A 25,881-nucleotide genomic window follows, 5' to 3' on the forward strand; every position below is an offset into this window, starting at 1 on the left:
GGGCGCCGGGACCGCGCGAACACCGTCCACGAACGCCGGGATCAGAGCTCGGGGCCCTCCCCGGGCTCTTCCTGGTAGGAGTAGCGCTGCTCCTTCCAGGGGTCGCCGACGTTGTGGTAGCCGCGCTCCTCCCAGAAGCCGCGCCGGTCGGCGGTCATGTACTCCACGCCACGGACCCACTTCGGACCCTTCCAGGCGTACAGGTGCGGGACGATCAGGCGGACCGGGAAGCCGTGCTCGGCGGTGAGCAGTTCGCCGTCCTTGTGGGTGGCGAAGACGGTGCGGCCGGAGGCGAAGTCGGCGAGCCGCAGGTTGGAGCTGAACCCGTACTCCGCCCACACCATCACATGGGTGACGTCGGCGGCCGGCGGGGCGAGGTCGAGGATCACCCGGGCCGGGACGCCGCCCCACTCCGCGCCGACCATGCTGAACTTCGTCACGCAGTGCAGGTCGGCGACCACGGTGGTGTACGGCAGCGCGGTGAACTCCTCGTGGTCCCAGGTGTGCTTGTCGCCGTCGGCGGTGGCGCCGAAGACCCGGAACTCCCAGCGCTCGGGCCGGAACTTCGGCACCGGACCGTAGTGCGTGACCGGCCAGCCACGCTGCAGCCGCTGCCCCGGCGGAAGCTCGGACCCTGCCGCTTCTCCAGACGCTCGCTCCACCGGATGACCCATGTATCCATCCTGACAGACCCCGGGCGGTGCCCTTGACCACCCACCCGGATCGGACAGATGCCATCAAGACGCCACTTACGTACTAAGTACGCACTTACTGGAAGATCCTCCCGGCCGGTGAAATCATGCGGCGCTAGCCACCTGGTTCGACCACCCGAAGGAGTCCATCGCGATGCAGGGCGACCCCGAGGTCATCGAACTGCTCAACGAGCAGCTGACCGCCGAGCTGACCGCGATCAACCAGTACTTCCTGCACGCCAAGCTGCAGGACCACAAGGGATGGACGAAGCTCGCCCAGTACACCCGGGCGGAGTCGTTCGACGAGATGCGGCACGCGGAGGTCCTCACCGACCGCATCCTGCTGCTGGACGGCCTGCCGAACTACCAGCGGCTCTTCCATGTGCAGGTCGGACAGACGGTGGCCGAGATGTTCCGGGCCGACCGGCAGATCGAGGTCGAGGCCATCGACCGGCTGCGCCGGGGCGTCGAGCTCATGCGCGAGAAGGACGACATCACGTCGGCGAACGTCTTCGAGGCGATCCTGGCCGACGAGGAGCACCACATCGACTACCTGGACACCCAGCTCGAACTCGTGGACAAGCTCGGTGAGGCGCTCTACCTGTCGACGGTGATCGAGCAGAGCCAGCCCGACCCCTCCGGACCGGGCACCGGCGGCTTCTCCACGCGCTGAGCCGCCGCGGACGGCGGTGTCAGGCCGCGTCGTCCAGCGCCTCGAGGGCCGGCGCGCGCCGGTCGATCAGCTCCCGGCGGGGGCAGGCGCCCCGGCCGAGCAGCGCCTGGATACGCCGTACGCAGCCGCCGCAGTCCGTGCCCGCCTTGCAGGCGGAGGCTATCTGGCGGGGGGTGCAGGCGCCGTCCTCCGCGTGCTGCTTGACCTGGGCCTCGGTGATGCCGAAGCAGCTGCAGACGTACACGCGGGTTCACCTCCCGACGGGATCGCTGATGTACTGCCGTCCCGTTTTCCGGTGAGGCAAACCTAACCTAACCCATCCCGTCGGGGGCGTGAAAGCGCGAGGGGCGCGGATCCGCTGTGATCCGCGCCCCAGATCGCTCACTGGTCCCGGTACATCTCCGCGACCAGGAACGCGAGGTCGAGGGACTGGCTGCGGTTCAGCCGCGGGTCGCAGGCCGTCTCGTAGCGCTGGTGCAGGTCGTCGACGAAGATCTCGTCGCCGCCGCCCACGCACTCGGTGACGTCGTCCCCGGTCAGCTCCACGTGGATGCCGCCCGGGTGGGTGCCGAGCGCCTTGTGGACCTCGAAGAAGCCCTTGACCTCGTCGAGCACGTCGTCGAAGCGGCGGGTCTTGTGGCCGGAGGCCGCCTCAAAGGTGTTGCCGTGCATCGGGTCGGTCACCCAGGCCACCGTGGCACCGGACGCCGTGACCTTCTCGACCAGCTCCGGGAGCCGGTCGCGGATCTTGTCGGCGCCCATGCGGACGATGAAGGTCAGCCGGCCCGGCTCCCGCTCGGGGTCGAGGCGGTCGATGTACCGCAGCGCCTCCTCGGCCGTGGTGGTCGGGCCGAGCTTGATGCCGATCGGGTTGCGGATCCGCGAGGCGAACTCGATGTGCGCGCCGTCGAGCTGCCGGGTGCGCTCGCCGATCCACACCATGTGCCCGGAGACGTCGTAGAGCTTGCCGGTGCGGGAGTCGACCCGGGTCAGGGCGGACTCGTAGTCCAGCAGCAGCGCCTCGTGCGAGGAGTAGAACTCGACGGTCTTGAACTCCTCCGGGTCGGTGCCGCAGGCCCGCATGAAGTTCAGCGCGCTGTCGATCTCCCGCGCGAGCTGCTCGTAGCGCTGCCCGGACGGGGAGGACCGCACGAAGTCCTGGTTCCAGGCGTGCACCTGGCGCAGGTCGGCGTAACCGCCGGTGGTGAAGGCGCGCACCAGGTTCAGCGTGGAGGCCGAGGCGTTGTACATGCGCTTCAGCCGCTCGGGGTCCGGGACGCGGGCTTCCTCGGTGAAGTCGAAGCCGTTGACGGAGTCGCCGCGGTAGGTCGGCAGCGTCACGCCGTCCCGGGTCTCGGTCGGCTTGGAGCGCGGCTTGGAGTACTGGCCGGCGATCCGGCCCACCTTCACCACGGGCACGGAGGCGGCGTAGGTCAGGACGGCGCCCATCTGGAGCAGCGTCTTGAGCTTGTTGCGGATGTGGTCGGCGGACACCGCGTCGAAGGCCTCGGCGCAGTCGCCGCCCTGGAGGAGGAACGCCTCTCCCTTGGCGACGGCCGCCATCCGGGCGCGCAGCTGGTCGCACTCGCCCGCGAAGACGAGCGGCGGATACGACTCGAGGTCCGCGATCACTGCGCGCAGAGCCTCGGGGTCGGGGTACTCGGGCTGCTGCGCCGCGGGCAGGTCTCGCCAGGTGTTGCCAGCGCTCGCGCTGGTCTTAGCGTTCACGGTCACCTTCTAAACATTACGGGGTCGTGTCCCATGTTCTTCGTCCGGCTCGAAAGATGAGACGCATTGATCGCCCCGTGGACGCCGATCGCGCCGTGCGCGTCCGCCCGGTGCGGTAGGGTTCCCGGCATGTTCGCGCATTCGACCCAGAACTGGTGGTGGACCGCTTCTCCGGCGGCCCACTGACTGCGCGTACGCAAGACTTCGCGAAGGCCGCCCGAGGGGCGGCCTTCGGCGTTTTCCGGGGCCGTTCCTCTCCGTCCGACAGACGACCGAGAAGGAGCCCCACCCGTGAACCTGCAGGACCTGTTGTCCGAACCCCGCCCCTTCGCCCTGCTGCGCCGGCGCACTCCCGGGCGCGAGGAGCACCCGGTGGAACTGCTGCTCGGCCCCGTCACCGCCCGGGACCGGCTGGCCGACCTGCCCGACGAGGGTCTCGCGCTCGTGCCGTTCCGGCAGATCCGCGAGCGCGGCTTCGACGTCCGGGACGACGGCACCCCGCTGCTGGTGCTGACCCCGGAGGAGTCGTACGAGATCCCGCTCGACGAGGCCCTGCGCTCGCTGCCGCGCCACGAGGTGCGGGTCGAGGGCGGGGGCTTCGACGTCGGCGACGAGGAGTACGGCGAGATCGTCGGGCGGGTGCTGCGCGAGGAGATCGGCCGGGGCGAGGGCGCCAACTTCGTGATCCGCCGGACGTACGAGGGAGAGATCCCCGGGTTCGGGCGGGCGGACGCGCTGGCGCTGTTCCGGCGGCTGCTGGAGGGCGAGCGGGGCGCGTACTGGACGTTCCTGGTGCACACCCCGGAGCGGACGCTGGTCGGCGCCAGCCCCGAGGTGCACGTGCGGATGTCGGGCGGGACGGTCGTGATGAACCCGATCAGCGGGACCTACCGCTACCCGGCCGGCGGGCCCACCCCGGAGCATCTGCTGGACTTCCTCGCCGACGGCAAGGAGATCGAGGAGCTGTCCATGGTCGTCGACGAGGAACTGAAGATGATGTGCACCGTCGGCGACATGGGCGGGGTGGTCGTCGGGCCGCGCCTGAAGGAGATGGCGCACCTCGCGCACACCGAGTACGAGCTGCGCGGCAAGTCCTCCCTCGACGTCCGGGAGGTGCTGCGGGAGACCATGTTCGCGGCCACGGTCACCGGGTCGCCGGTGCAGAACGCGTGCCGGGTCGTCGAACGGCACGAGGCCGGCGGGCGCGGCTACTACGCGGGCGCGCTGGCCCTGCTCGGGCGGGACTCCGGCGGCGCCCAGACGCTGGACTCCCCCATTCTGATCCGCACCGCCGACATCGCCGCCGGCGGGCGGCTGCGCGTCCCGGTCGGCGCCACGCTGGTGCGCGGCTCGGACCCGGCGGGCGAGGTGGCGGAGACGCACGCCAAGGCGGCGGGGGTGCTCGCGGCCCTCGGGGTGCGGCCGTCGGCGCCGCGCACGCCCGGCACCCGCCCCCGGCTGGCCGACGATCCCCGGGTGCGGGCCGCGCTGGACGGGCGCCGGGCCTCGCTCGCCCCGTTCTGGCTGCGGATGCAGGAGCGGACCGGGACCCTCACCGGGCACGCGTTCGTGGTCGACGGCGAGGACACCTTCACGGCGATGCTCGCGCACGTGCTGCGCTCCGCCGGGCTCGAGGTGACCGTCCGGCGCTATGACGAGCCGGGGCTGCGGCAGGCCGTGCTCGCGCACGAGGGCCCCGTGGTGCTGGGGCCGGGCCCGGGCGACCCGTCCGACCCGGCCGACCCGAAGATGCGCTTCCTGCGGGACCTGACCGCCGCCCTGATCGGGGAGCACCGGCACGGCGTGCTCGGGGTCTGCCTGGGGCACGAGCTGATCGCGGCCGAGCTGGGTCTCGAGATCGTCCGCAAGGAGGTCCCCCACCAGGGGGCGCAGACCACGATCGACCTGTTCGGGCGGCCGGAGACGGTCGGCTTCTACAACAGCTTCACGGCCCGCTGCGACGACGAGGCCGCCCGGGAACTGGCCGCGCACCACGTGGAGGTGAGCCGGGCCGAGAACGGCGAGGTGCACGCGGTCCGCGGCCCGGGGTTCGCCGGGGTGCAGTTCCACCCGGAGTCGGTGCTGACGCTGAACGGCGCGGCGGTCGTGCGGGAGCTGGTCGGCGGGCTGCGCGGGGCGAGCAGGGCGGGCTGACGGCCGGGGGCCCGGGGACCGCGGTCCGGCCCCCGGGCCCCCGGCGCGGGCGCCGGCGCGCCGTCAGCCGAAGAACACCCCGGCCTCCTCGTAGAGCTTCGGGTCCACCGTCTTGAGCCGGGCCGTGGCCTCGGCGATGGGGACGCGCACGATGTCGGTGCCGCGCAGGGCGACCATCTTGCCGAAGTCGCCGTCGCGCACGCACTCGATGGCGTGCAGGCCGAAGCGGGTGGCGAGCCAGCGGTCGAAGGCGCTGGGCGTGCCGCCGCGCTGGATGTGCCCGAGCACGGTCGTCCGGGCCTCCTTGCCGGTGCGCTTCTCGATCTCCTTCGCCAGCCACTCGCCGACCCCGGACAGCCGCACGTGCCCGAAGGAGTCCGTCGACCCGTCCTTGAGGACCATCTCCCCGTCCTTGGGCATGGCGCCCTCGGCGACGACGACGATCGGGGCGTACGAGGCCTTGAAGCGGGAGGTGATCCAGGCGCACACCTGGTCGAGGTCGAAGCGCTGCTCGGGGATGAGGATGACGTTGGCGCCGCCGGCCAGCCCGGAGTGCAGGGCGATCCAGCCGGCGTGACGGCCCATCACCTCGCAGACCAGCACCCGCATGTGGGACTCGGCGGTGGTGTGCAGGCGGTCGATGGCCTCGGTGGCGATGCCGACGGCGGTGTCGAAGCCGAAGGTGTAGTCGGTGGCGGACAGGTCGTTGTCGATGGTCTTCGGCACACCGACGCAGGGCACTCCGTACTCGTCGGAGAGCCGGGCGGCGACGCCGAGGGTGTCCTCGCCGCCGATCGCGATGAGCGCCTCGACCTCCTGCTTGGCCAGGTTCTCCTTGATGCGGCGGATACCGCCCTCCACCTTGAGGGGGTTGGTCCGCGAGGAGCCGAGGACGGTGCCGCCGCGGGGCAGGATGCCGCGCACCGCGGGGATGTCGAGGCGCACCGTGTAGTTCTCCAGCGGTCCCCGCCAGCCGTCCCGGAAACCGACGAACTCGTAGCCGTACTCCTGCACGCCCTTGCGGACGACGCCCCGGATGACGGCGTTGAGTCCCGGGCAGTCACCGCCTCCGGTCAGCACTCCGACCCGCATGCCACACGTCCCTTCACCGCGGTTACCTGACGCTCACTCACGGTAATGGTGATGCGCGTCACACGGCGAGAGGCGGGGAGGGCGATTCCGGTGAATTGTCGGCGGGCCGCGCGGCCGGCCGGTGTCACTCCTCGTCGAGGCCGCGCTCGATCGCGTACCGCACCAGCTCGACCCGGTTGTGCAACTGGAGCTTGCCGAGGGTGTTCTGGACGTGGTTCTGCACGGTGCGGTGGGAGATGACGAGGCGTTCGGCGATCTGCTTGTAGCTCAGGCCCTTGGCGACCAGCCGCAGCACCTCGGTCTCCCGGTCGGTGAGCCGGGGCGCGCCGGGCCGGCCGTCGCCGTCCGGCGCGGGCGCGGGCTCGGCGGCCAGGCGCCGGTACTCGCCGAGGACCAGTCCGGCCAGGCCCGGGGTGAACACCGGGTCGCCGGCCGCGGTACGGCGCACCGCGTCCAGCAGCTCCCCGGTCGAGGCCGACTTCAGCAGGTAGCCCGTGGCGCCGGACTTCACCGCCTCCAGCACGTCGGCGTGCTCGCCGCTGGCGGAGAGCACCAGGACGCGCAGCGCGGGATTGTGGGCGACCAGTTCCTTGCACACCGTCACACCGGGTTTGGCGGGCAGGTTGAGGTCCAGCACGAGGACGTCCGGGGCCGCGGCCCTGGCCCGGCGGACCGCCTGTTCGCCGTCGCCGGCGGTGGCGACCACCTCGAAGCCGGACTCGGTCAGGTCCCGGGCCACCGCGTCGCGCCACATCGGGTGGTCGTCGACCACCATGACCCGGATCGGGTCCTGCTGCTGCGTCATCGCCGCTCCGCCTCCCCCGGCGCCCGCAGGGCGCCCTTCGGTACCTTCAGTTCGACTTCCGTGCCCTGTCCGGGCACCGAGATCAGCTCGGCGCTGCCGCCGAGGTCGCGCAGCCGGCCGCGGATCGACTGGGCCACGCCCAGCCGGCCCTCGCCCTCGGCCTGGGCCAGCCGGCCCTCGGGGATGCCGGGGCCGTCGTCCCGTACGGTCACGACGATCTCGTCCGGCTCGTCCTCGACCAGGATCCAGGCGCGGGCCCCGGTTCCGGCGTGCCGGCGCACGTTGTCCAGGGCCGCGCCGACCGCCGCCGCCAGTTCCCGCGCGGCCGGTCCCGGCAGTTCGACCGGGGCGCCGGGCTCGGCGAGGCCGGTCCGTGCGCCCGCGTGGCGGGCGAGCAGCGGGCGCAGGTCGACCGGGCCGTCCGGTTCACCGTCGTACGGCTCCTCGACGGCGCGTACGACGGCTCCGTCGGCGGCGTCCTCCGAGACCCGGGACACCGGCAGCAGGCCGCCGGAGACCAGCGTGCGCAGCGCCGCCTCCTGCTCCCCGGCCAGCCGCCCGAGTTCGGCGGCCTCACCGCCGAGGTCGGCGCCGCGCCGCTGCACCATCGCCAGCACCTGGAGCACGCCGTCGTGGATGTCCCGCGCGAGCCGCTCGCGCTCCCGGGTCGCCGCCTCGATCTCCAGGGCGCGGGCGAGGGTGCGCTCGGAGGCGCGGGCGACCTCCACGACGTAGCCGATGGCGATGGCGGCCACCCAGACCAGGATCACGTTGTGCACGGTGTCCCGGGCCGGGCCGCCGCGTTCCACCAGGTTCGCGGCGGCGACGGCCGTGGACGCCACGGCGGCCCAGCGCCAGCCGCCCTTGAGCGCGTAGGCCAGCACCGCGCCCGCGGTCCATATCGACGGCAGGGTCGGGCCGCCGCCCGCGATCCGCTCGTGGTTGTCGGCGAGCGGGGTGAGCAGGATGCCGGTGAGCGCGACGGTCAGGTCGGCGGCCAGGAAGCCCCGGGTGCAGCTCGCCGCGTTCGCCACCCTGGGCAGGGTGGCGAGGGTCCACACGACCAGGACCGCGTAGTAGCCGACGGCGATCCAGGGGCGCACGAAGTGGTCGTACGCGGTGGCGCACAGGCCGATGGCGTACAGCGTCGTCAGCACCCGGTAGCCGGTCAGCGCGCGCCACAGCGGCAGTTCGACCGACATCCTCATGACCCGCTCGCGCCTGGGCATGGCGCCGCCCCCCGATCCCCCGCTAGCTCCCGGTCTGCTTCTTCTCCGCCTTCTCCGCCTCCTTGGCCGCCTTCGCCGCCTCCGCGATCTGCCGCTTGGCGGCGGTCGCGTAGATGTCGACGTATTCCTGGCCGGAGAGCTTCATGATCTCGTACATGACCTCGTCGGTCACCGCCCGCAGCACGAACCGGTCGTGCTCCATGCCGGCGTAGCGGCTGAAGTCCAGGGGCTTGCCGATGCGGATGCCCGGGCGCATCAGCTTGGGCATCACCTGGCCGGGCGGCTGGATCTTCTCGGTGTCGATCATGGCGACCGGGATGACCGGGGCGCCGGTGGCGAGCGCCACGCGCGCGAGGCCGCCGGGCTTGCCCCGGTAGAGCCGGCCGTCGGGCGAGCGGGTGCCCTCGGGGTAGATGCCGAACAGCTCTCCGCGCTCCAGGACCTCTATGCCGCTCTTGATCGCCGCCTCGCCGGCGCCGCGCGCCCCGGACCGGTCCACCGGGAGCTGTCCGACGCCCTTGAAGAAGGCCGCGGTGAGGCGGCCCTTGACGCCGGGGGTGGTGAAGTACTCGGCCTTGGCGATGAAGGTGACCTTGCGGTCGAGGACCGCGGGCAGGAAGAACGAGTCCGAGAACGAGAGGTGATTGCTCGCCAGGATGGCGGCGCCCACGGGCGGAATGTTCTCCAGGCCCTCCACCCAGGGCCTGAAGGCGACCTTCAGCGGCCCTCCGATGGCGACCTTCATCGTGCCGTACAACACCCGCGTGCCTCCTGTTTCCGTGGGTCAGACCATAACCCGGAGTGCCGCCAATGGGCCCGACGACCCTGGTCGGTGTCGGTGCGGTCGCGTACGGTGAACCACATCCGCCAGTTCTTCACGCCTTTTCCCAGGAACAGGAGCCCGAAAGGTGCCGGTTCTCCCCGGAGCCGAGCCGTACCGCCACGAGGGCGGGGAGGTGGGACTCCTCCTCTGCCACGGCTTCACCGGCTCGCCCCAGTCGCTGCGCCCCTGGGCGGAGCACCACGCGGCGCACGGTCTGACCGTGTCGCTGCCGCTGCTGCCCGGGCACGGCACCCGCTGGGAGGACCTGCGGGTCACGGGCTGGCAGGACTGGTACGCGGAGGTGGACCGGGAGCTGCGGCTGCTCGCCGGCCGCTGCTCCCGGGTGTTCGTCGGCGGCCTCTCGACGGGCGCCGCGCTGGCGCTGCGGCTCGCCGCGAAGCACGGCGACGCGGTCGCGGGCGTCGTGGCCGTCAACCCGGCGAACCGGGTGCACGGCCTGTCCGCGTACGCCCTTCCGGTGGCCCGGCACCTGGTGCGCTCGGCGAGGCGCGTCGCCGGTGACACGGCCCCTCAAGCCGCGGCGGAGCAGGCCTACCACCGGGTGCCGCTGCACGCGGCGGACTCCCTGCGGGTGTTCCTGCGCCGGCTGGACGGCGAGCTGCCCCAGGTGACCCAGCCGCTGCTGCTGCTGCGCAGCGCCCACGACCCCGTGGTCCCGGCGGCCGACTCGGCGCGCGTGCTGAGCCGGGTGTCCTCCCGGGACGTCACCGAGACCGTGCTGGAACACAGTCGCCACGTCGCGACGTTGGACCAGGACGCGGACCGGGTCTTCGAGGAGAGCCTCGCCTTCATCGGCCGGCTCGCACCCAGTACCGGCAAGGAAGGGACGGCCGCAGTTGGCTGAGCACGACTCCGACCGCGGGGACCGCGAGCCGGACGAGAAGGGGGTGCCCTTCGACGAGGAGGCCGCCTGGCAGGCGATCGTCGCGGGCTACGGCGCCGAGCCGCCGGACCCGCCGGGCAGCCGCCCCTTCAAGCCGGTCGAGGATCTCGCGCTGCTCGAGAAGGAAGAAGCCCCGGACGGGGGCGCCGACGGCGCCGAGGGGCCCGGTGAGCCGCGCTCCGACCGGCCGCTGGGCAGCTCGGTGGCGTTCGCGCCCGGGGTGGGCCCGCGCGACTACCGGGTGGCCGAGCCGTCCGACGACGACCTCGGCGAGGACGACGAGGGCCACTTCGTGCCGCCCGAGCCGCCGCCGCTGCCGACCGCCGACACGACCGCCAGGTTCGCCTGGCTGGGGGTCGTCGGCGGGCCGGTGCTGCTCCTGCTGGCCGTGCTGCTCGGCTGGCAGATGACCTGGTACCTGGCGACCCTGGGCATCGGCGGTTTCCTCGGCGGCTTCGTGACGCTGGTGACGCGGATGCGGACGGACGAGGACGGCGACGACGACCCGGGGCGCGGGGCCGTGGTCTGACCCACTGCCCGCCGGCCCCGCGTCAGGAGGCCGGGATCCTGAGGGCGGCCAGGACCGGCAGGTGGTCGGTGGCCGCCCTCAGGTCGTCCTCGCGCACGCCCGGCAGGCCCAGGGGCACCCCGCAGCCGAGGACCTCGACGCCCCCGGTCGCGAAGAGGGCGTCGATGCGCTGGTGCGGGTCGGCGGCGGTGGAGGTGAACTCGCCGCCCCAGGGGCTGACGGCCCGGCAGTCCTGGAGGGCGGCCGCGAGACGCCGGAAGGTGCGGCCGTCGGGACGCTCGTTGAGATCACCGCCCGCGACGGCGTGCTCCACGCCCAGTGCGGCGAGCCGGTCCAGGAGCATCCCGCCCTGTGCCTGCCGCTCGTCCTGCCGCAGGCTCAGGTGGCAGCTCAGGACTCCGAGGCGGGCGGCGCCGAACGTCACGACGGCGGTGGCGAAGCCGCGCCGGTGCAGTCCCGGGGTGAGCGGCAGGAGCACGTCCTCGGTGCGCTCGACCGTAGCGCGCAGCGAGCACAGGACCGCCGGGCCCGCGGCCGTCGCGCCCCCGGTGAGGACGACCTGGCCGGAGGCGGCCGCGAGCCGGGCCAGCTTCTTGCGCCAGCGGAAGAAGCGCGGGGCCTCCTGGACCAGGACCAGGTCGGGGGCGCAGGCGGTGATCACCCGGGCGAGCGCGTCGGTGTCGTCGCGCATCGAGCGGACGTTGTAGGCGAGGACCCGGATGACGGCGGAACCGTCCGGTTCGGTGCGGGAGTCGGGAAGCGTCGGGGTTGCCATGGTGATCAACATACGACGGTGCCCGCCGTCCCGGGACAGGATCGGCGGGCACTGCCGTACACGCTCGTCACATGATCGGGTCGGGCTCCCGGGCCAGGTCGGCGGCGCCCACCAGGCCCGCCTTGTTGCCGAGCTGAGCGGCGATCACGTCGGCCACCGGACGCCAGTTGCCGCCGACCAGCCAGCGCTTGTAGGACTTGCGGATCGGGTCCAGGACCAGGTCGCCCTCGTCCGAGAGCCCGCCGCCGACGATGAACGCCGAGGGGTCGAAGAGCGAGGCCAGGTCGGCCAGTCCGGCGCCGGCCCAGCGGGCCAGCTCGCGGTAGGAGTCGACGGCCACCGGGTCGCCCTGCCGGGCGGCCATGGAGATGTGCTTGCCCTCGATGCCGTCGGGGGTGCCGTCGCCGAGGGAGAGCAGCACCTCGGCGCGCTCGGGGGTGGCGTTGGCGCGCTGCTTGGCGTAGCGCACCAGGGCGCGGCCGGATGCGTACTGCTCCCAGCAGCCCTGCGAACCACAGCCGCACAGCAGGCCGTCCGGCACCATGCGGATGTGGCCGAACTCGGCGGCGACGCCGAAGTGGCCGCGGCGCAGCTTGTTGCCGATGATGATGCCGCCGCCGAGGCCGGTGCCGAGGGTGATGCAGATGACGTTGCGGTGGCCCTTGCCCGCGCCGAACCTGTACTCGCCCCAGGCTGCGGCGTTGGCGTCGTTCTCGACCACGACGGGCAGGCCCACGCGGGCCTCGACCTTCTCCTTGAGCGGTTCGTTGCGCCAGTCGATGTTGGGCGCGAAGTAGACCGTGGAGCGCTGCCGGTTCACGTAACCGGCCGCACCGATGCCCACGCCGACGATCTCGTGCCCGGCGCGCGCGCCCTCCACCGCCGAGGCGATGGCGTCCACGATGGCCTCGGGCGTGGTGGGGGTCGGCACCTTGAACGTCGAGAGGATGTTGCCTTCCTCGTCGACCACGCCGGCCGCGATCTTGGTGCCGCCGATGTCGACGCCGATGGTGAGTCCCATGAATCCCTCAGTTCGGTCGAGCCCCGCTACGGCCAACCGTACCCGAGGCCCCGCCGTGGGAGGGCTTCAGTCCAGGTCGATGCGCTCCCCCGGGCCGCCGTCCTCGCCCCGGCCGGGGCCGTCGGTCCCCTCGCCCTTCGGGCCGGAGGCGCCGGTGGTCCAGCGGCGTTCCTGGTTGTGGACGGCGGACCGGTACGCGGCCAGCAGTTCGTTGCCGGCCGCGGCGAGGTGGTCGAACACGTCCGGGTTGCGCTCCAGGACGGGCTCCACGGCGGCCTTCGCCTGCTGGACGACCTGCCGTACCGCCTGCTGGGCGGCGGGGCCGGCGAGGCCCCCGAGGAGCGGGGACTGCAGGCCGGACAGCCTGTCGGCCACGGTGTCCACGAGTCTGCGCAGCTCATCGGCGGCGGAGCCCGGGGGCGGGCCCTGATCGGAGTGGCGGCGGGCCTTCTCGGCGGCGAGGTCCTCGGCGCAGGCCGTGGCCCAGGCGTCGGCGTCGGTCGCCCCCTCCTCGTGGACCTCCGCGGCGGGGTCGGATGTGGGGCGCTCTTCGCTCATGGCGGACTCCTGACTACGGTTCGCCCCTACGACGTTACCCGAACGGCCCACCCGTTCACCGGTCCGCCGCGGGCCACAGCCCGGGGTCGGGCGCGAACCGGACGCGCAGCTCGCCCTCGCGCAGCCCGGCGCCGGCGACGGTGCAGCGGCGCAGGGCGGAGGGCAGCGGCACGATCCGCCGGAAGGGGCCGGCGCTCACCACGAGTTCGTCGCCGCGCCGGATCAGGTCCAGGTCCTCCCGTACGGCGCCGGGCAGCGGGATGTGCCAGACCAGCACCCCGTCGACGGCGAGGGAGTCGGTGACGGGCCACTCGACCGGGGCGGGCGCCTGGTTGACGCCCGGGACGGCGAGGGCGTCGAGGTCGTCGGCGCCGTGCGGGTCGCGGCCGAGGTGCGGCACGCAGTGGACGTCGTGCTCCGCCTGCCACTCGGCGAGCGTCTTGCGCTGCTGCGCCAGGAGCCCGGCGAGCCAGGTGTCGGGCACGGTGTCGGGCAGCACCCGGTTGGCGACCAGGCTCTCGGTGCGCAGTCCGCGCAGGGCGAGGCCGAGGCGGGCGGTGCGGACCGCGTCGGCGCCGGCCGGACCGGGTTCGGCGACCAGGCGCACGGTGGTGTGCCGGTCGGTGAGCACGGCCTCCACCGCGGCGAGTTCGGTGTCCCAGCGGGCCGCCGTCTCGTACAGCCACTGCGCGGGCATCGGGACGCCGGCCAGCCGGCCGAGGACCGGGCGCAGGGCGCGGGCCGCCTGCCGCTCGGGCGGGAGCAGCCGGCGCAGGTAGCGGCGCAGTTCCTCCGGGAGGGCGAGCAGCGGGAGGGCCTGCGGCAGGGGCGGGAGGTCGACGACGAGGAGGTCGTAGCGCTCGGAGAGGGCGGCGTCCCGCAGGGCGCGCAGGAAGGAGAGTTCCTGGGCGCCGGGCAGCGGGGTCACCTCCTCGGCGTCCAGCCGGGCGGCGCCGAGCAGGTCCAGGACGTTCGCGGCGCGGGTCTGGAAGGCGGTGAGGTCCTGCCGGAAGCGGTCGGCCGCGTCGGGGCGCCAGACGGTGAGGTTCCCGGCGGCCTCGGCGGGGACCGGTCCTGTCCCGGTGCCCAGCGCCGCGCCGAGGGTGTCGGTGTGGTCCGCGCCGAGCAGGACGGTGCGGGTGCCTGCGGCCGCGGCGCGCCGTGCGGTGGCGGCCGCGACGGTCGTACGGCCGCCGCCGCCCGGGCCCGTGATCAGGAGGGTGCGCATGAGGGTGAACGGTAACGGAAGGGCGCGGCGGCGGCTGCCGGTGCCGCGGCCGGGCGGCGTCCCCGGGGGCGCCGGAGCCGCGGGCGGCGGGAGGCCTCCGCCCCGGGTCCGCGGGCGGCCTCGGCGGGACCCGCGCCGGCGCTCAGCGGTCCGACTCCACGCGCTTCTTCAGGCCCGCCAGGGCGCGGTCGATGATGACCTTCTCGGCCTTGCGCTTGATCATGCCGAGCATCGGGATCTTGACGTCGACGGTGAGCCGGTAGGTCACCTCGGTGGCGCCCTGCCCGGCCGGCTTCAGCAGGTAGGAGCCGTCCAGCGAACGCAGCATCTGGGACTTCACCAGCGTCCAGGAGACCTCGTGCTCCCCGGTCCAGGTGTAGGCCAGCGTCTGGTCGTCCTTGATGGCGCCGGCGTCCATGACGAGGCGGACCTGCTCGGCCCGGCCCCGGCCGTCGGTCGCGAGCACCTCGGCCTCCTTGACCTCGCCGGTCCAGTCCGGGTAGCGGGCGAAGTCGGCGATCACCGCCATGACGTCGGCCGGAGCCGCCTCGATCGTGATGCTCGAACTGGTGTGTTCCGCCATCGCCGTGGCTCCTCCAGATGCGGACCGAAGAGACTCTTGCCGTGCGCGGACCGCGCACGTGTGTGCAGCGTGAAGGCTACCGCGCCCCCGACCAGCCGCCTTCACCCCGTCCGCGTCGGCGTTCCGTCACCATTCCAGGGCCCACGGCCGGCCGGTGCCCGCGAAGTGCCCCACGTTCACGCACTCGGTCGCGCCGATCCGCATCCGGCGCGCCAGCGGCTGGTGGACGTGCCCGAACAGGGCGAACCGCGGTCTGGTGCGGCGGATGGCGTCCAGCAGCGCCCTGCTCCCCCGCTCGAAGCGGCGCGCGACCGTGTCGTAGACCAGTTCGGGCACCTCCGGCGGGATGTGGGTGCACAGCACGTCCACCTCGCCGACCGCCTCGATCTTCGCCGCGTACTCCTCGTCGTCGATCTCGTACGGCGTGCGCATCGGCGTCCGCAGTCCGCCGCCGACGAAGCCGAAGGTCCGGCCGGCGATCTCCACCCGCTCGCCGTCCAGCACCGTGGTGCCGGGCCGGGCGTACTCCCGCCACAGAGGCGGCATGTCGACATTGCCGTAGGTGGCGTACGTCGGCGTCGGGAACGCGGCGAACAGCTCGGCGTACTGCTTGCGCACCGCACGCTCGATCGCGGCGGCCCGGTCGGTGCCGATCCCGGCCCACAGCCGGGCCCCGAAGGCGCGCGCCTCCTCGAACCGGCGGGCGGTGCGCAGCTCGACGATGCGGTCCGCGTTCTCCTCGCCGAACAGGTCGGGGAAGATGCCGCGCGAGTGGTCGGCGTAGTCGAGGAAGAGGACGAGGTCGCCGAGGCAGATCAGGGCGTCCGCCCCCTCGCCGGCCCGGGCGAGGTCACGGGCGTTGCCGTGCACGTCGCTGACCACGTGGACGCGGGTGCGTCGGCCGCCGGCCGGTGTGGTTGCCATGGTGATCAAGGGTAGGCGGCGCGCGGCCCTTGTGAACAGTGCCGGTCCGGCCTGCGGTTACTCGCCGGTCGGTTGTGCCGTGGACTACTGTGCGCGAAGGAACGCCAACCTGTGTGACGCAGCGAACATCTCACCGGGACCCCCTGTCGTAGAGGCCATACCGGCGGGTAACGTCCGGGCCGTCCAGTCGTGCTCTGGATTTCAACATGTGAATCGGCATGTGGTTCCCGGAGCACTCCCGAGCCTTGGACCGCACCGTCGCATCACACAGAGTCGTGGCGCCGGCGCCCTATGAGGAGCAGCAGTCTTGCGCGAGTTCAGCCTTCCGGCTTTGTACGAGGTCCCTGCCGACGGCAACCTGACCGACATCGTCCGCAGAAACGCCGCGCAGCATCCCGACGTCGCCGTGATCGCCCGCAACGTGGGCGGTGTCTGGCAGGACGTGACGGCGACCCGGTTCCTCGCCGAGGTGCGCACCGCCGCCAAGGGCCTCATCGCCGCCGGTGTGCAGCCGGGCGACCGGGTGGGGCTGATGTCCCGCACCCGGTACGAGTGGACGCTGATGGACTTCGCGATCTGGAGCGCGGGCGCGGTGACCGTGCCGGTGTACGAGACCAGTTCGCCGGAGCAGGTGCAGTGGATCCTGTCCGACTCGGGCGCGACCGCCTGTGTCGTGGAGCTGGACGGCCACGCGGCCGCCGTGGAGTCGGTGCGCGCCTCGCTGCCCGCGCTGAAGCACGTCTGGCAGATCGAGGCCGGCGGCCTGGAGGAACTGGCCCGGCTCGGCCAGGACGTCGCGGACGCGACCGTGGAGGAGCGCGGCTCGCTCGCCCGCGCCGACGACCCGGCGACGATCGTCTACACCTCCGGCACGACGGGCCGCCCCAAGGGCTGTGTGCTCACCCACCGCAGCTTCTTCGCCGAGTGCGGCAACATCGTCGAGCGGCTGCGCCCGCTGTTCCGCACCGGCGAGTGCTCGGTGCTGCTCTTCCTGCCGCTGGCGCACGTCTTCGGCCGGCTGGTGCAGATCGCCCCGATGATGGCGCCCATCAAGCTGGGCTGCGTGCCGGACATCAAGAACCTCACCGACGAACTGGCCGCGTTCCGGCCGACCCTGGTCCTCGGTGTGCCGCGCGTCTTCGAGAAGGTCTACAACACCGCCCGCGCCAAGGCGCAGGCGGACGGCAAGGGCGCGATCTTCGACAAGGCGGCGGACACCGCGATCGCCTACAGCAAGGCGCTGGACACCGCTTCCGGCCCGGCCCTCGGCCTGCGGATCAAGCACAAGGTCTTCGACCGGCTGGTCTACAGCAAGCTGCGCGCGGTCCTCGGCGGCCGCGGCGAGTACGCGATCTCCGGCGGCGCCCCGCTGGGCGAGCGGCTCGGCCACTTCTTCCGCGGCATCGGCTTCACGGTGCTGGAGGGCTACGGCCTGACCGAGTCCTGCGCGGCGACCGCGTTCAACCCCTGGGACCGGCAGAAGATCGGCACGGTCGGCCAGCCGCTGCCCGGCTCGGTGATCCGGATAGCGGACGACGGCGAGGTGCTGCTGCACGGCGAGCACCTGTTCAAGGAGTACTGGAACAACCCGGGCGCGACCGCCGAGGCGCTGGCCGACGGCTGGTTCCACACCGGCGACATAGGGACCCTGGACGAGGACGGCTACCTGCGCATCACCGGCCGGAAGAAGGAGATCATCGTCACGGCGGGCGGCAAGAACGTGGCCCCGGCCGTGATCGAGGACCGGATCCGGGCGCACGCGCTCGTCGCCGAGTGCATGGTGGTGGGCGACGGGCGGCCGTTCGTCGGCGCGCTGGTCACCCTCGACGAGGAGTTCCTCGGCCGCTGGGCCGAGGAGCACGGCAAGCCGGCCGGCTCCACCGCCGCGTCGCTGCGTAAGGACCCCGAGCTGCGGGCGGCGATCCAGTCGGCGATCGACGACGGCAACGCGGCGGTGTCCAAGGCGGAGTCGGTGCGCAAGTTCCGCGTCCTGACCGAGCAGTTCACGGAGGAGTCGGGCCACCTCACCCCGTCCCTGAAGCTCAAGCGGAACGTGGTGGCGAAGGACTACGCGGACGAGATCGAGGCGATCTACGCCAAGTAGGCCGCCTGCTGAGAGCGCGTCACGGCGCGGGTCCCCGGCGGGGCCCCGCGCCGACGGCGTCCGTGCCCACAGCCGGCCGGCAGGCGCCCGCCGGCCCGCGTCCGTCCAGGGCCCGCCGCGAGAGCGGCCTCGCCGCCGGAGGCAGGCCGCCGTCGTCTCAGGCCTGGAGCAGGTCCTTGAGCCTGTCCGCCAGCAGGTCCCAGCGCCACCGCTCCTCGACCCACTGGCGGCCGCGCTCGCCCATCCGGCGGCGCAGCCCGGCGTCGCCGAGCAGGGCGGTGATCCGCTCGGCCGCCTCGGCCGGTTCGCCGCCGCGTACGACCCAGCCGGTCTCGCCGTCCAGCACCGCGTCCGGCGCGCCGCCGGAGTCCCCGGCGACGACCGGCAGCCCGGTGGCGGAGGCCTCCAGGTAGACGATGCCGAGGCCCTCCACGTCCAGCCCGCCGCGCCGGGTGCGGCACGGCATGGCGAAGACGTCGCCGGCGCCGTAGTGCGCGGGCAGTTCGGACCAGGGCACGGCGCCGGTGAAGCGCACCGAGGCGTCGACGCCGGTCTCCCGGGCCAGCCGGCGCAGGTCCCGCTCGTAGGGGCCGCCGCCGACGATCAGCAGCACGGCGTCCGGCTCGGCGGCCAGGATGCGGGGCATGGCGCGGATGAGGGTGTCCTGGCCCTTGCGCGGCACCAGCCGGGAGACGCACACCACCACCGGCCGCTCGGTGAGCCCGAGCCGCGCCCGTACCTCGGCGCCGCCGGAGTCCGGGTGGAAGGTCTTCTCGTCGACCCCGGGCGGCAGTTGCGTCATGCGCCGGGCCGCGTCCTCGGTGAGGGCGGCCGCGATCCGGGAGCGGGTGTACTCGCCGAGGTAGGTGAGGGTGTCCGTGGACTCGCCGATCCGGCGCAGCAGCCGCCGCGCCGCGGGGAGCTGGGCCCAGCCCGCCTCGTGGCCGTGGGTGGTCGCCACCAGCCGCTCGGCGCCGGCCCTGCGGAGGGCCGGCGCCATCAGACCGAGCGGCGCGGCCGCCCCGAACCACACCGAGGTGCAGCCGTGCTCCCGCAGAAGGCCGGCCGCCCGGCGGGTCGCCACGGGCGTCGGCAGCAGCATGGTCGTACGGTCGCGTACGACGGTGAAGGGCTGGTCCTCGTCGAAGGCGGCCGTGGCCCGGGCCCCCTCCTGTCCGCGCTTCCAGGTGGAGGCGTAGACGACCAGCCGCTCGGGGTCCAGCCGGAGGGCCATGTTGTGCAGGAACGCCTGGATGCCGCCCGGCCGGGGCGGGAAGTCGTTGGTGACGATGAGGGTCTTGTGCATCGCCGCCGACCCTACCGCGCGCCCGTGACGGGCCGGGCGGCCGTGGCCGGCCGGCCAGGGGCCGCGGACGGACGGGAGCACGCGTGAGGACGACGGGCGGACGGCGGGCGGCGCTGCCGTGGGCCTGGTGCGCGACCCGGCTGGTGCTGCTGCTCCTGGTCTTCCGGGTGTTCTCGCTGCCCGGTGCCGATGTCACCACCGACGTGTCGGTGATCTACCAGGGCTGGGCCGGGGTGCTGCGCCGGGGCACGTTCCCGCTGGACGACGTGACCTGGCAGTACCCGCCCGCCGCCGCGCTCGCGGTGCTCTCCCCCGACCTGCTGCCGTTCCTCGGCTACGCGGCCGCCTTCTTCGTCCTGAGCTGCCTGGCCGACCTGGTGGTGTTCGGGCTGCTGGCGCACGCGGGCCGGGGCCCGGGGCGGTCCTCGCGCGGCGCCTGGATCTGGGTGGCGGGTCTGCCGCTGCTCGGCCCGACGGCGTACGCCCGCTACGACCTGATGGTGACCGCGGTGGCCGTGGCGGCCCTGTCCGCCGGGACCCGCCACCCCCGGCTGATGGGCGCGCTGGCGGCGTTCGGGGCCCTGCTGAAGGTGTGGCCCGCCCTGCTGCTGGTGGGCGCCGCACGGCTGCGGACGTGGTGCGCGGCGGCGGTGACCGCGGGCGGCGGCGCGGCCCTGTTCGCGGTGGCGATGCCGGGCGCCTTCGCCTTCCTGGCCTTCCAGCGCGACCGGGGCACCGAGGTGGAGTCGCTGGGCGGCCTGGTCCTGCATGTGGCCCGGCGCTTCGGCTGGCCGGGCGAGGTGGTGCTGAACTACGGCTCGGTGGAGTTCCTCGGCCCGTATGTCGGGGCGGTCGGCAAGGCGGCCGTGGTGCTCAGCGCCGGCGCCTTCGGCTGGCTGCTGCTGTGGCGGGTGCGGGCGACCCGGTTCGAGCCGCACACGCCCGCGGACGCGGCGTTCACCGCGGTACTGCTCTTCACCGTCACCAGCCGGGTGATCAGCCCGCAGTACCTGGTGTGGCTGGTCGGCCTGGCCGCCGTGTGCGGGTGCCACCGGGCGAGCCGGACCGGCAGGCCCGCCGCACTGGTCCTGGCGGCCGCCTTCGTGACGCTGCTGGAGTTCCCGATCGGCTTCGCGCACGTCATCGTGAGCGACACCTACGGCGTCGCCCTGCTGCTCCTGCGCAACGGCCTGCTGCTCGCCGCCGCCCTCACCGCGGCCCGGGCCCTGTGGCGCGCCACCGTCCCGGCGCCCGCCGGTCCCGTGCCGCTCAGCCCAGCTGATCCCGCACGTACGCGCGCCACCGGGCGGTGAACGCCTCCGGGGTGGTGCCGAGGACCCTGTGCAGGGCGTCGGCGAGGGCGCCCGCGCGTTCGCCGTGCGCGCCGACGGCCCGGTAGAAGGCGCCGAGGCGGCTCTCGCCCCAGTGGGCGGCGATCATCCGGCAGGCCAGCCAGCCGCCCTCGTAGGCCTGGGCGAGGCGGGTGGGATCGCCGCTGAAGGCGAAGTCCCGGTCGGTGGGCAGGGCCGCCGGCGCCTTGCCGTCCCGGACCGCGCGGGCCAGTTCCGGCGCGGCCTCGGCCGGGGTGCGTCCGGTGCCGAGGTAGCCGATCCAGTCGGCGTATCCCTCGGAGAGCCAGAGCGGGGTGGCCGCGGTGGTCTGCGCCCGGGTGGCCACGTGGGTGGTCTCGTGGGTGAGCACCACCTGCTTGCCGACCTCGCCCAGCACGGCGTACGCCTCCGGGTTGACCACCACCCGGTCCGCGGGCGTCCGCCCCGGGCTGCCCGCCTCGCCGGTGGTGACCGCGGCGATGCCCCGGTAGCCGGAGGCGGGCGAGCCGAGCAGGCCGGCCATGCCCGCGAGGCTCCGCGGGACCAGCACGACGAGCCGCCGCGTCCAGGCCGTCCCCCACGCCGCGGAGACGGCCGGTACGGCGCGGTCGGCGAGCCGGGCGTAGCGGCGCAGCTCGGCGGCGCTGCGGCCGGTTCCCAGGACCAGGCTGTGCGCGCCGCTGACGGCGGTGACCCGGCCCTGGTCCCAGAGCTGCTGCCCGGTCTTCGCGGCGGGCCGGTCCCCGGTGACGTACCAGCGGCCGCCGTCGCGGCGCAGGGTGAGGGTGCGGCGGACGGTGACCGGCGCGCTGTCGTAGCCGGCGACCCGGTAGCGCAGCTCGGTGTCGGCGGTCGCGCCGGAGCCGGCGTGGCGCAGTGCCGTCACCCGGTACGCCCAGGAGGCCAGCGGCAGGGCCCGCAGCCGGACGTAGGCGGTGCGGGCGCCGGTGGCGCCGAAGGCCGTCTCGTCGTGCCCGAGCAGGGCCGCGGAGCGCCGGTCGAGGACCCGCTGCACCTCGGCGGTGACCGGGTCGGCGGCGGTCCGCCCGGCGCACCCGGCCAGTGGCGGCAGGAACAGCAGGCAGAGCCCCGCCGCCGCGGCGCGCCAGGTCCGCGGCGCCCGTCCACGAACAGTCACCCGCCGATCGTACGGCGCGCCGGCGGAGGTCAGGGGCGGGTGACGGAGGCGATCGGCATCATCCCGACCGGGTCGTAGCGCACCGGCGCCCCCGGGTGGGGCGCGTGGATCACCCGGCCGCCGCCGACGTACATGCCGACGTGGCTGGCGTCGGAGCGGTAGACGACCAGGTCGCCGGGGCGCGCCTCGGACAGCGGGACCTGCCGGCCGGCGTGCCGCTGGTCCTGGGAGGTGCGCGGCAGATGGACGCCGGCCCGCGCGTACGCCCACTGCATCAGCCCCGAGCAGTCGAAGCCGGACGGCCCGCTGGCGCCCCACACGTAGGGGCGGCCGAGCGCGGACCGGGCGGCGGCGACGGCGGCCGCGGCGCGGGCGTCGGGGGCGACGGCGCCGGCCAGGTCCGAGAGCCCGGGCAGGTCGATTCGGCCGTCGCGGGAGGCCCGGCCGTAGGCGGCGCGTTCGGCGGCGGGCAGGGAGTTGAGCAGTTGGCGGGCCCGGGCCAGCTTGCGCTCCACGATCCGCTTGTGGGTGTCGACGGCCCTGCGGTCGCGCTGGAGTTCCGCGAGCTTCCCGGCGGCCTCGGCGCGTTCCTGGGCGAGTTGCCGCAGCTGCGTCCGCAACTCCCTGAGCTGCCCGGCCTGCTGGGCGCCGATGCGGTCGAGGGTGGAGGCGCGGTCGAGGTAGTCGTCCGGGTCGTCGGACAGGAGCAGGGCGACGGCCGGGTCGAGGCCGCCGGAGCGGTACTGGGCGCCGGCCAGCGAGCCCAGCCGCTCCCGCATGGTGTTGACGCGCTGCTGGCGGCGCGCGATGTGCTCCTGCGCGACCCGGACCTCGCGGCGCAGCGCGTCGGCCCGCTCGTCGGCCTTGTCGTAGGCCTGGGTCGCCTTCTCGGCCTCCTCGTAGAGGCGGTCCACCTCGGCGCGCGTGTTCCGGTGCGGCGCCGCGTCGGCCGGTACGGCCCCGAGGGCGGCGACCGCCGCCGACAACGCGCACAGGGCGGTCGATGCGCCCCGGTCGAACCCGGACGGTGCGAGACGGCGATGGGAACCCACGGCGGTCCTTCTGCTGGCGGACAGGAGCGGTCCCCCGGCGCGGGGGACGGGGAGGCCCCCGCGCCGGGGAAACGCGGCAGACAGTAACCGTGCGGGAGGACGGCGGCCAAAGGGCGTCAACGGCCCCGTGACCACCGCGCCCCGCCGCTGACGCAGGTCAGGGCGGGGCGGGGGGTCAGTCGCGGTACTCGGGATTCGCCCTTTCGGGCGTCTTGGAGCAGGCGCCGGACGGGGTCAGACGCGGACGCCGAACTGGAAGGGCATGTTGTTGATCGACTCGTAGCGGACCACGGCGCCGGTGTGCGGGGCGTGCAGCACCTGGCCGTTGCCGGCGTAGAGGCCGACGTGGTGCAGGTCGCCGTAGAAGAAGACCAGGTCGCCGACCTGGAGCTGGCTCATCGACAGGTGGGCGCCGTAGCCCGCCTGGGCCTCGGAGGTGCGCGGTATGGAGACGCCGGCCTGGGCGTAGGCCCAGGAGGTCAGACCCGAGCAGTCGAAGGAGGACGGACCGGAGGCGCCGTAGACGTACGGGGTGCCGATCTTGCTCTGCGCGGCGGAGAAGGCGGCGGCGGCCCGGCCGGAGGCGGAGGTGTCGTTGCCCAGGTCCACACGGTCGGTGGAGGAGCGGTTGGCGCGCTGCTGCTCGGCGGCGAGGGCCGCCTTCTCCTTGGCGGTCAGGGTGTTGAGCAGCTTCTGCGCCTCGGCGAGCTTGCCCTGGACTTCCTTCTTCTTGTTGCCCAGCTCGGTGCGGGTGGCGGCCAGGTCCTTGAGCTTCTCGGTGGCCTCGGCCCGCTCCTGGGCGAGTTGGCGCTGCTTGTCCTGGATCTTCTTCAGCGCCTCGACCTGCTGACCGCTCAACTGGTCGAGCGTGGAGGCCTTGTCGAGGTAGTCGTCCGGATCGGCGGACAGGAAGAGCTGGACCGAGGGGTCGATGCCGCCGGAGCGGTACTGCGCGGTGGCCAGCGAACCCAGGCCGTCGCGGAGCTTGTTCAGCTCCTCCTGGCCCCGGGCCACGTTGTCCTGGATGGTGGAGATTTCCTTCTGCAGCTTCTGCTGCTTCTCCTTGGCCCCGTTGTACTTCTCGGTGGCCTGCTCGGCCTGCTCGTAGAGCGTGTCGACCTTCGCCTTGACCTCGTCCTTGCCGAGCTTCTCACTCGGGGCGGCGTTGGCGGCGTTCGCGCTCAGCACGACGGCGGCCGCGGCCGCGGTGGTCAGCACGGTGACACGCGTGCGGCTGGGCTGCTTGGGTCGACGGTGGGACGCCACGAGGGACGATCTCCTTCTTGTGAGTGATCACCCGTTCGGAGGTTCGAGCCAGACCCTAGTGACCCAGTTGTGATCAGTTCAAATCCCTGCGGCGAAAAACCCGGTGACGCAACGCATTCTTTGCACACAACTCACGTGCGGTGATGCCGGATTGACACTACGTTGCGTGACGATACGTCCAATTCGGGCAATGCATATGCGCATTGCACGTTCAGGACAGTCGCTTCAGAAGTACCGCAGAGGCCACCGGACGGGCACCGGCGCGGGCGACCCCGTCGGCCACCTCCCGGTCGGTGGAGGCGACGATGACCGGACGGCCCGGCGGCTCGGCGCGCACGAGCTGCCGGATCAGCTCGTCCGCCGTGACGCCCGGCTTGGAGAACAGCACCCGCACCCCGCGCGGCGGCGCGAGCAGCACCGGCGCGGCCAGTTCGGCGCCGTCGAAGACGCAGGTCACCTCGGCGCCGGTCTGCGCGGCGAGCGCGGAGAGCTGGCCCAGCAGGCGCAGCCGCTGCTTCTCCAGCGGCATCTGCGGATAACCGGTCTTGGTGACGTTGTAGCCGTCGACCACCAGATGCGCCTGCGGCAGCGCCAGCAACTGGTCGAGGATCGCCGGGTCGTTCTCGGACAGCGCCCGGGCCGCGATGTCCTTCGGGGTCATCCGCCCCGGTTCGACCGCGTCCACGGTCTCGGCCGGCCGCACCGAGACCGGCGGCAGGGCGAGCTCGCGCCGCAGGCCCTGGGCGGCGTCCAGCAGGGTGTCCAGCAGCAGCCGCACCCGCATGTCCTCGACGCTGCGGCCCTCGCGGGCCGCCCGCCGGGTGGCCTCCAGCGCCGCCTCGACCTCACCGAGGCGCGCCTTGAGCCGCCGCGACTCGCTCTCGGCGGCCGAGAGCTGTGCCTGCCCCTCGGCGCGCACGGTCTCGGTCTCGCCCCGCGACTTGCGCAGCGCGGCCTCACCGCGCTTGACGTCGCTGAGCGCGGCACGCAGCTTGCGGTGCAGGGACTCCGCCTCCCGCTTCGCCGACTCCGCCTCGGCGCGCAGCCGTTCGGTCTCGGCGCGGGTCTGCTCACGGGCCTGGGCGAGTTCGGCGCGCAGCCGCTCGAGTTCGGCCCGGCCCTCCTCGTCGGCCCGCTCGGCGTCGGCGCGCTGCGCCTCCTCGCCGGCCGCGGTGACCAGCTTCACCCAGCCCGCGGGCCGCAGTACGTAGGCCGCGGCCGCCACTTCGAGCGGGTCCGCGGCCGGGGGCGGCGAGCCGGAGTCGAGGGCGCCGGAGAGTTCCGGCTGCGCCTCTCTGAACTTCTCCGCGACCCGCTGCCGGAACAGCCCGTCGGTCTCCAGCGCGGCCGCCATCGCGTTGCCGGCGAACTTGGCCCGGCGATTGGGGGCGAACCGGGCGTACTGCCGCAGCTGGGTGGGCAGTTCCGTCACCGTCAGCAGGCCGAAGGCGTCCGAGACGATCTGCACGACCCGCCGGCGCACGCCGTCGGGCAGCGGACGGTCAAGCACCTCGGCGGTGCCGTCGCCCGGCCCCCCGCCTGCGGTCTCCACCATCCGTCACACCCCAATATCCGTACGGGGCCCGCTCCGCTCAGGAGCCGGCGCCCGGCCTGTCCACGAGTTCCACCTGGTCCACCGCGTTGCACCAGCGGCAGCGGACCGACTCGATGGTCTCACTGACCACCTCGCGCTCCTCGACCGTCGGCTCTCCCGCGAGGTCCAGGTGAACGTACTCGACGACCTTCGACGAGCGGGTCACGTCGAAGCGGGTGAGGTTGCCGCAGAGGGCGCAGCGCCATCGTGTCGTGGCGGTCGGCAGGGGAACCGTCATCGTGACTGTTCGCTTCCTTCTTCGTCGGTGCGCGCCGCTCCCCGGCGCGTGTGGCTCGTAACCCTACGGCCTGGCGGTCGCTCGCCGCCCGTCCGTCCACGGCGGCGAGGCGGTCTGTGCGCTTGCGTCCCCTT

At 73.5% G+C, this 25,881-nt stretch carries 26 protein-coding genes; 7 read left to right on the forward strand and 19 right to left on the reverse strand.

From position 1 onward, the window contains the following. Positions 1-41: 41 nt before the first annotated feature. Positions 42-674, reverse strand: coding sequence for a sulfite oxidase-like oxidoreductase (locus tag TNCT1_RS26285; protein ID WP_143636500.1), 633 nt, complete (start codon positions 672-674; stop codon positions 42-44). A 172-nt stretch (positions 675-846) separates the two neighbouring features. Here TNCT1_RS26285 and bfr point away from each other — a divergent pair, with 172 nt between their 5' ends. Beyond that, on the forward strand, positions 847-1,365 hold the full coding sequence (gene bfr / locus TNCT1_RS26290) for a bacterioferritin (RefSeq protein WP_143636502.1): 519 nt from the start codon (positions 847-849) through the stop codon (positions 1,363-1,365). 19 nt (positions 1,366-1,384) lie between these two features. Here bfr and TNCT1_RS26295 read toward each other — a convergent pair whose 3' ends face one another. Both TNCT1_RS26295 and TNCT1_RS26300 read right to left on the reverse strand, forming a co-directional pair. Then, positions 1,385-1,609 (reverse strand): bacterioferritin-associated ferredoxin, encoded by a 225-nt coding sequence (locus tag TNCT1_RS26295; protein WP_143636504.1) that lies wholly within the window; start codon positions 1,607-1,609, stop codon positions 1,385-1,387. Between the two features lie 137 nt (positions 1,610-1,746). After that, a complete protein-coding gene (locus TNCT1_RS26300; RefSeq protein WP_143636506.1) occupies positions 1,747-3,099 on the reverse strand; it encodes a class II 3-deoxy-7-phosphoheptulonate synthase in 1,353 nt (450 codons plus the stop codon). A gap of 123 nt (positions 3,100-3,222) precedes the next feature. Here TNCT1_RS26300 and TNCT1_RS36995 point away from each other — a divergent pair, with 123 nt between their 5' ends. Then, positions 3,223-3,279 carry a trp operon leader peptide gene (locus tag TNCT1_RS36995; RefSeq protein ID WP_071659820.1) on the forward strand — a complete coding sequence of 19 codons (57 nt, stop codon included), beginning with the start codon at positions 3,223-3,225 and terminating at the stop codon, positions 3,277-3,279. Between the two features lie 105 nt (positions 3,280-3,384). Next, entirely contained in the window at positions 3,385-5,247 is a 1,863-nt protein-coding gene (locus TNCT1_RS26310) for an anthranilate synthase family protein (protein WP_143636510.1), read from the forward strand. 63 nt (positions 5,248-5,310) lie between these two features. On the opposite strand, the gene TNCT1_RS26315 is transcribed toward TNCT1_RS26310, so the two are convergent. From TNCT1_RS26315 to TNCT1_RS26330, 4 genes are all read right to left on the reverse strand, one after another. Next, complete coding sequence (locus TNCT1_RS26315) at positions 5,311-6,339, reverse strand: 6-phosphofructokinase (RefSeq protein ID WP_143636512.1); 1,029 nt, start codon at positions 6,337-6,339, stop codon at positions 5,311-5,313. A gap of 124 nt (positions 6,340-6,463) precedes the next feature. Next, positions 6,464-7,144, reverse strand: coding sequence for a response regulator transcription factor (locus tag TNCT1_RS26320; protein WP_143636514.1), 681 nt, complete (start codon positions 7,142-7,144; stop codon positions 6,464-6,466). Continuing rightward, positions 7,141-8,373 carry a MacS family sensor histidine kinase gene (macS, locus tag TNCT1_RS26325; protein WP_143636516.1) on the reverse strand — a complete coding sequence of 411 codons (1,233 nt, stop codon included), beginning with the start codon at positions 8,371-8,373 and terminating at the stop codon, positions 7,141-7,143. The genes TNCT1_RS26320 and macS overlap by 4 nt, the downstream gene beginning before the upstream one ends. 22 nt (positions 8,374-8,395) lie before the next feature. Further along, positions 8,396-9,133 (reverse strand): 1-acyl-sn-glycerol-3-phosphate acyltransferase, encoded by a 738-nt coding sequence (locus tag TNCT1_RS26330; protein ID WP_174266462.1) that lies wholly within the window; start codon positions 9,131-9,133, stop codon positions 8,396-8,398. 148 nt (positions 9,134-9,281) lie between these two features. On the opposite strand from TNCT1_RS26330, the gene TNCT1_RS26335 reads away from it, so the two are divergent. Both TNCT1_RS26335 and TNCT1_RS26340 read left to right on the forward strand, forming a co-directional pair. Continuing rightward, positions 9,282-10,061, forward strand: a complete 780-nt coding sequence (locus tag TNCT1_RS26335) for a carboxylesterase (protein WP_143636518.1) — start codon at positions 9,282-9,284, stop codon at positions 10,059-10,061. After that, complete coding sequence (locus tag TNCT1_RS26340) at positions 10,054-10,629, forward strand: hypothetical protein (protein WP_143636520.1); 576 nt, start codon at positions 10,054-10,056, stop codon at positions 10,627-10,629. Before TNCT1_RS26335 ends, TNCT1_RS26340 begins: the two co-directional genes overlap by 8 nt. A gap of 22 nt (positions 10,630-10,651) precedes the next feature. Here the strand turns inward: TNCT1_RS26340 and TNCT1_RS26345 are convergent, their stop codons facing one another. From TNCT1_RS26345 to TNCT1_RS26370, 6 genes are all read right to left on the reverse strand, one after another. Beyond that, positions 10,652-11,404, reverse strand: a complete 753-nt coding sequence (locus tag TNCT1_RS26345) for an endonuclease/exonuclease/phosphatase family protein (RefSeq protein ID WP_160160432.1) — start codon at positions 11,402-11,404, stop codon at positions 10,652-10,654. A 67-nt stretch (positions 11,405-11,471) separates the two neighbouring features. Next, positions 11,472-12,425: an ROK family glucokinase gene (locus TNCT1_RS26350; RefSeq protein WP_143636524.1), complete on the reverse strand. Its 954-nt coding sequence runs from the start codon at positions 12,423-12,425 to the stop codon at positions 11,472-11,474. Between the two features lie 66 nt (positions 12,426-12,491). Beyond that, the gene (locus tag TNCT1_RS26355) at positions 12,492-12,983 is read right to left on the reverse strand and encodes a DUF5304 domain-containing protein (RefSeq protein ID WP_143636526.1); all 492 of its coding nucleotides are present in this window, start codon (positions 12,981-12,983) and stop codon (positions 12,492-12,494) included. A 55-nt stretch (positions 12,984-13,038) separates the two neighbouring features. Beyond that, on the reverse strand, positions 13,039-14,211 hold the full coding sequence (locus TNCT1_RS26360) for an ArsA family ATPase (protein ID WP_143636529.1): 1,173 nt from the start codon (positions 14,209-14,211) through the stop codon (positions 13,039-13,041). A gap of 142 nt (positions 14,212-14,353) precedes the next feature. Further along, entirely contained in the window at positions 14,354-14,794 is a 441-nt protein-coding gene (locus TNCT1_RS26365; RefSeq protein WP_143636531.1) for an SRPBCC family protein, read from the reverse strand. 126 nt (positions 14,795-14,920) lie between these two features. After that, positions 14,921-15,718, reverse strand: a complete 798-nt coding sequence (locus TNCT1_RS26370) for a metallophosphoesterase (RefSeq protein ID WP_143636533.1) — start codon at positions 15,716-15,718, stop codon at positions 14,921-14,923. A 307-nt stretch (positions 15,719-16,025) separates the two neighbouring features. Here TNCT1_RS26370 and TNCT1_RS26375 point away from each other — a divergent pair, with 307 nt between their 5' ends. After that, complete coding sequence (locus TNCT1_RS26375) at positions 16,026-17,822, forward strand: long-chain fatty acid--CoA ligase (protein ID WP_143636535.1); 1,797 nt, start codon at positions 16,026-16,028, stop codon at positions 17,820-17,822. A 157-nt stretch (positions 17,823-17,979) separates the two neighbouring features. On the opposite strand, the gene TNCT1_RS26380 is transcribed toward TNCT1_RS26375, so the two are convergent. Continuing rightward, positions 17,980-19,128 (reverse strand): glycosyltransferase family 4 protein, encoded by a 1,149-nt coding sequence (locus TNCT1_RS26380; protein ID WP_143636537.1) that lies wholly within the window; start codon positions 19,126-19,128, stop codon positions 17,980-17,982. Positions 19,129-19,211: 83 nt separating this feature from the next. Here TNCT1_RS26380 and TNCT1_RS26385 point away from each other — a divergent pair, with 83 nt between their 5' ends. Further along, positions 19,212-20,441 carry a glycosyltransferase family 87 protein gene (locus TNCT1_RS26385; protein ID WP_143636539.1) on the forward strand — a complete coding sequence of 410 codons (1,230 nt, stop codon included), beginning with the start codon at positions 19,212-19,214 and terminating at the stop codon, positions 20,439-20,441. Here TNCT1_RS26385 and TNCT1_RS26390 read toward each other — a convergent pair. The 5 genes from TNCT1_RS26390 to TNCT1_RS26410 form a co-directional block, all read right to left on the reverse strand. Continuing rightward, positions 20,398-21,597, reverse strand: coding sequence for a hypothetical protein (locus TNCT1_RS26390; RefSeq protein WP_143636541.1), 1,200 nt, complete (start codon positions 21,595-21,597; stop codon positions 20,398-20,400). The two genes, TNCT1_RS26385 and TNCT1_RS26390, sit on opposite strands and share 44 nt — an antisense overlap. A gap of 29 nt (positions 21,598-21,626) precedes the next feature. Continuing rightward, positions 21,627-22,649, reverse strand: a complete 1,023-nt coding sequence (locus tag TNCT1_RS26395; RefSeq protein ID WP_143636543.1) for an NlpC/P60 family protein — start codon at positions 22,647-22,649, stop codon at positions 21,627-21,629. A gap of 234 nt (positions 22,650-22,883) precedes the next feature. Continuing rightward, complete coding sequence (locus TNCT1_RS26400; RefSeq protein WP_143636545.1) at positions 22,884-23,915, reverse strand: NlpC/P60 family protein; 1,032 nt, start codon at positions 23,913-23,915, stop codon at positions 22,884-22,886. Between the two features lie 211 nt (positions 23,916-24,126). Beyond that, positions 24,127-25,470 (reverse strand): NYN domain-containing protein, encoded by a 1,344-nt coding sequence (locus tag TNCT1_RS26405; protein ID WP_143636546.1) that lies wholly within the window; start codon positions 25,468-25,470, stop codon positions 24,127-24,129. A 37-nt stretch (positions 25,471-25,507) separates the two neighbouring features. Continuing rightward, entirely contained in the window at positions 25,508-25,747 is a 240-nt protein-coding gene (locus tag TNCT1_RS26410) for a hypothetical protein (RefSeq protein WP_029382693.1), read from the reverse strand. Positions 25,748-25,881 lie beyond the last annotated feature (134 nt).

Origin of the sequence: Streptomyces sp. 1-11, from assembly GCF_007176755.1 — a bacterium.
GTDB lineage: Bacteria > Actinomycetota > Actinomycetes > Streptomycetales > Streptomycetaceae > Streptomyces.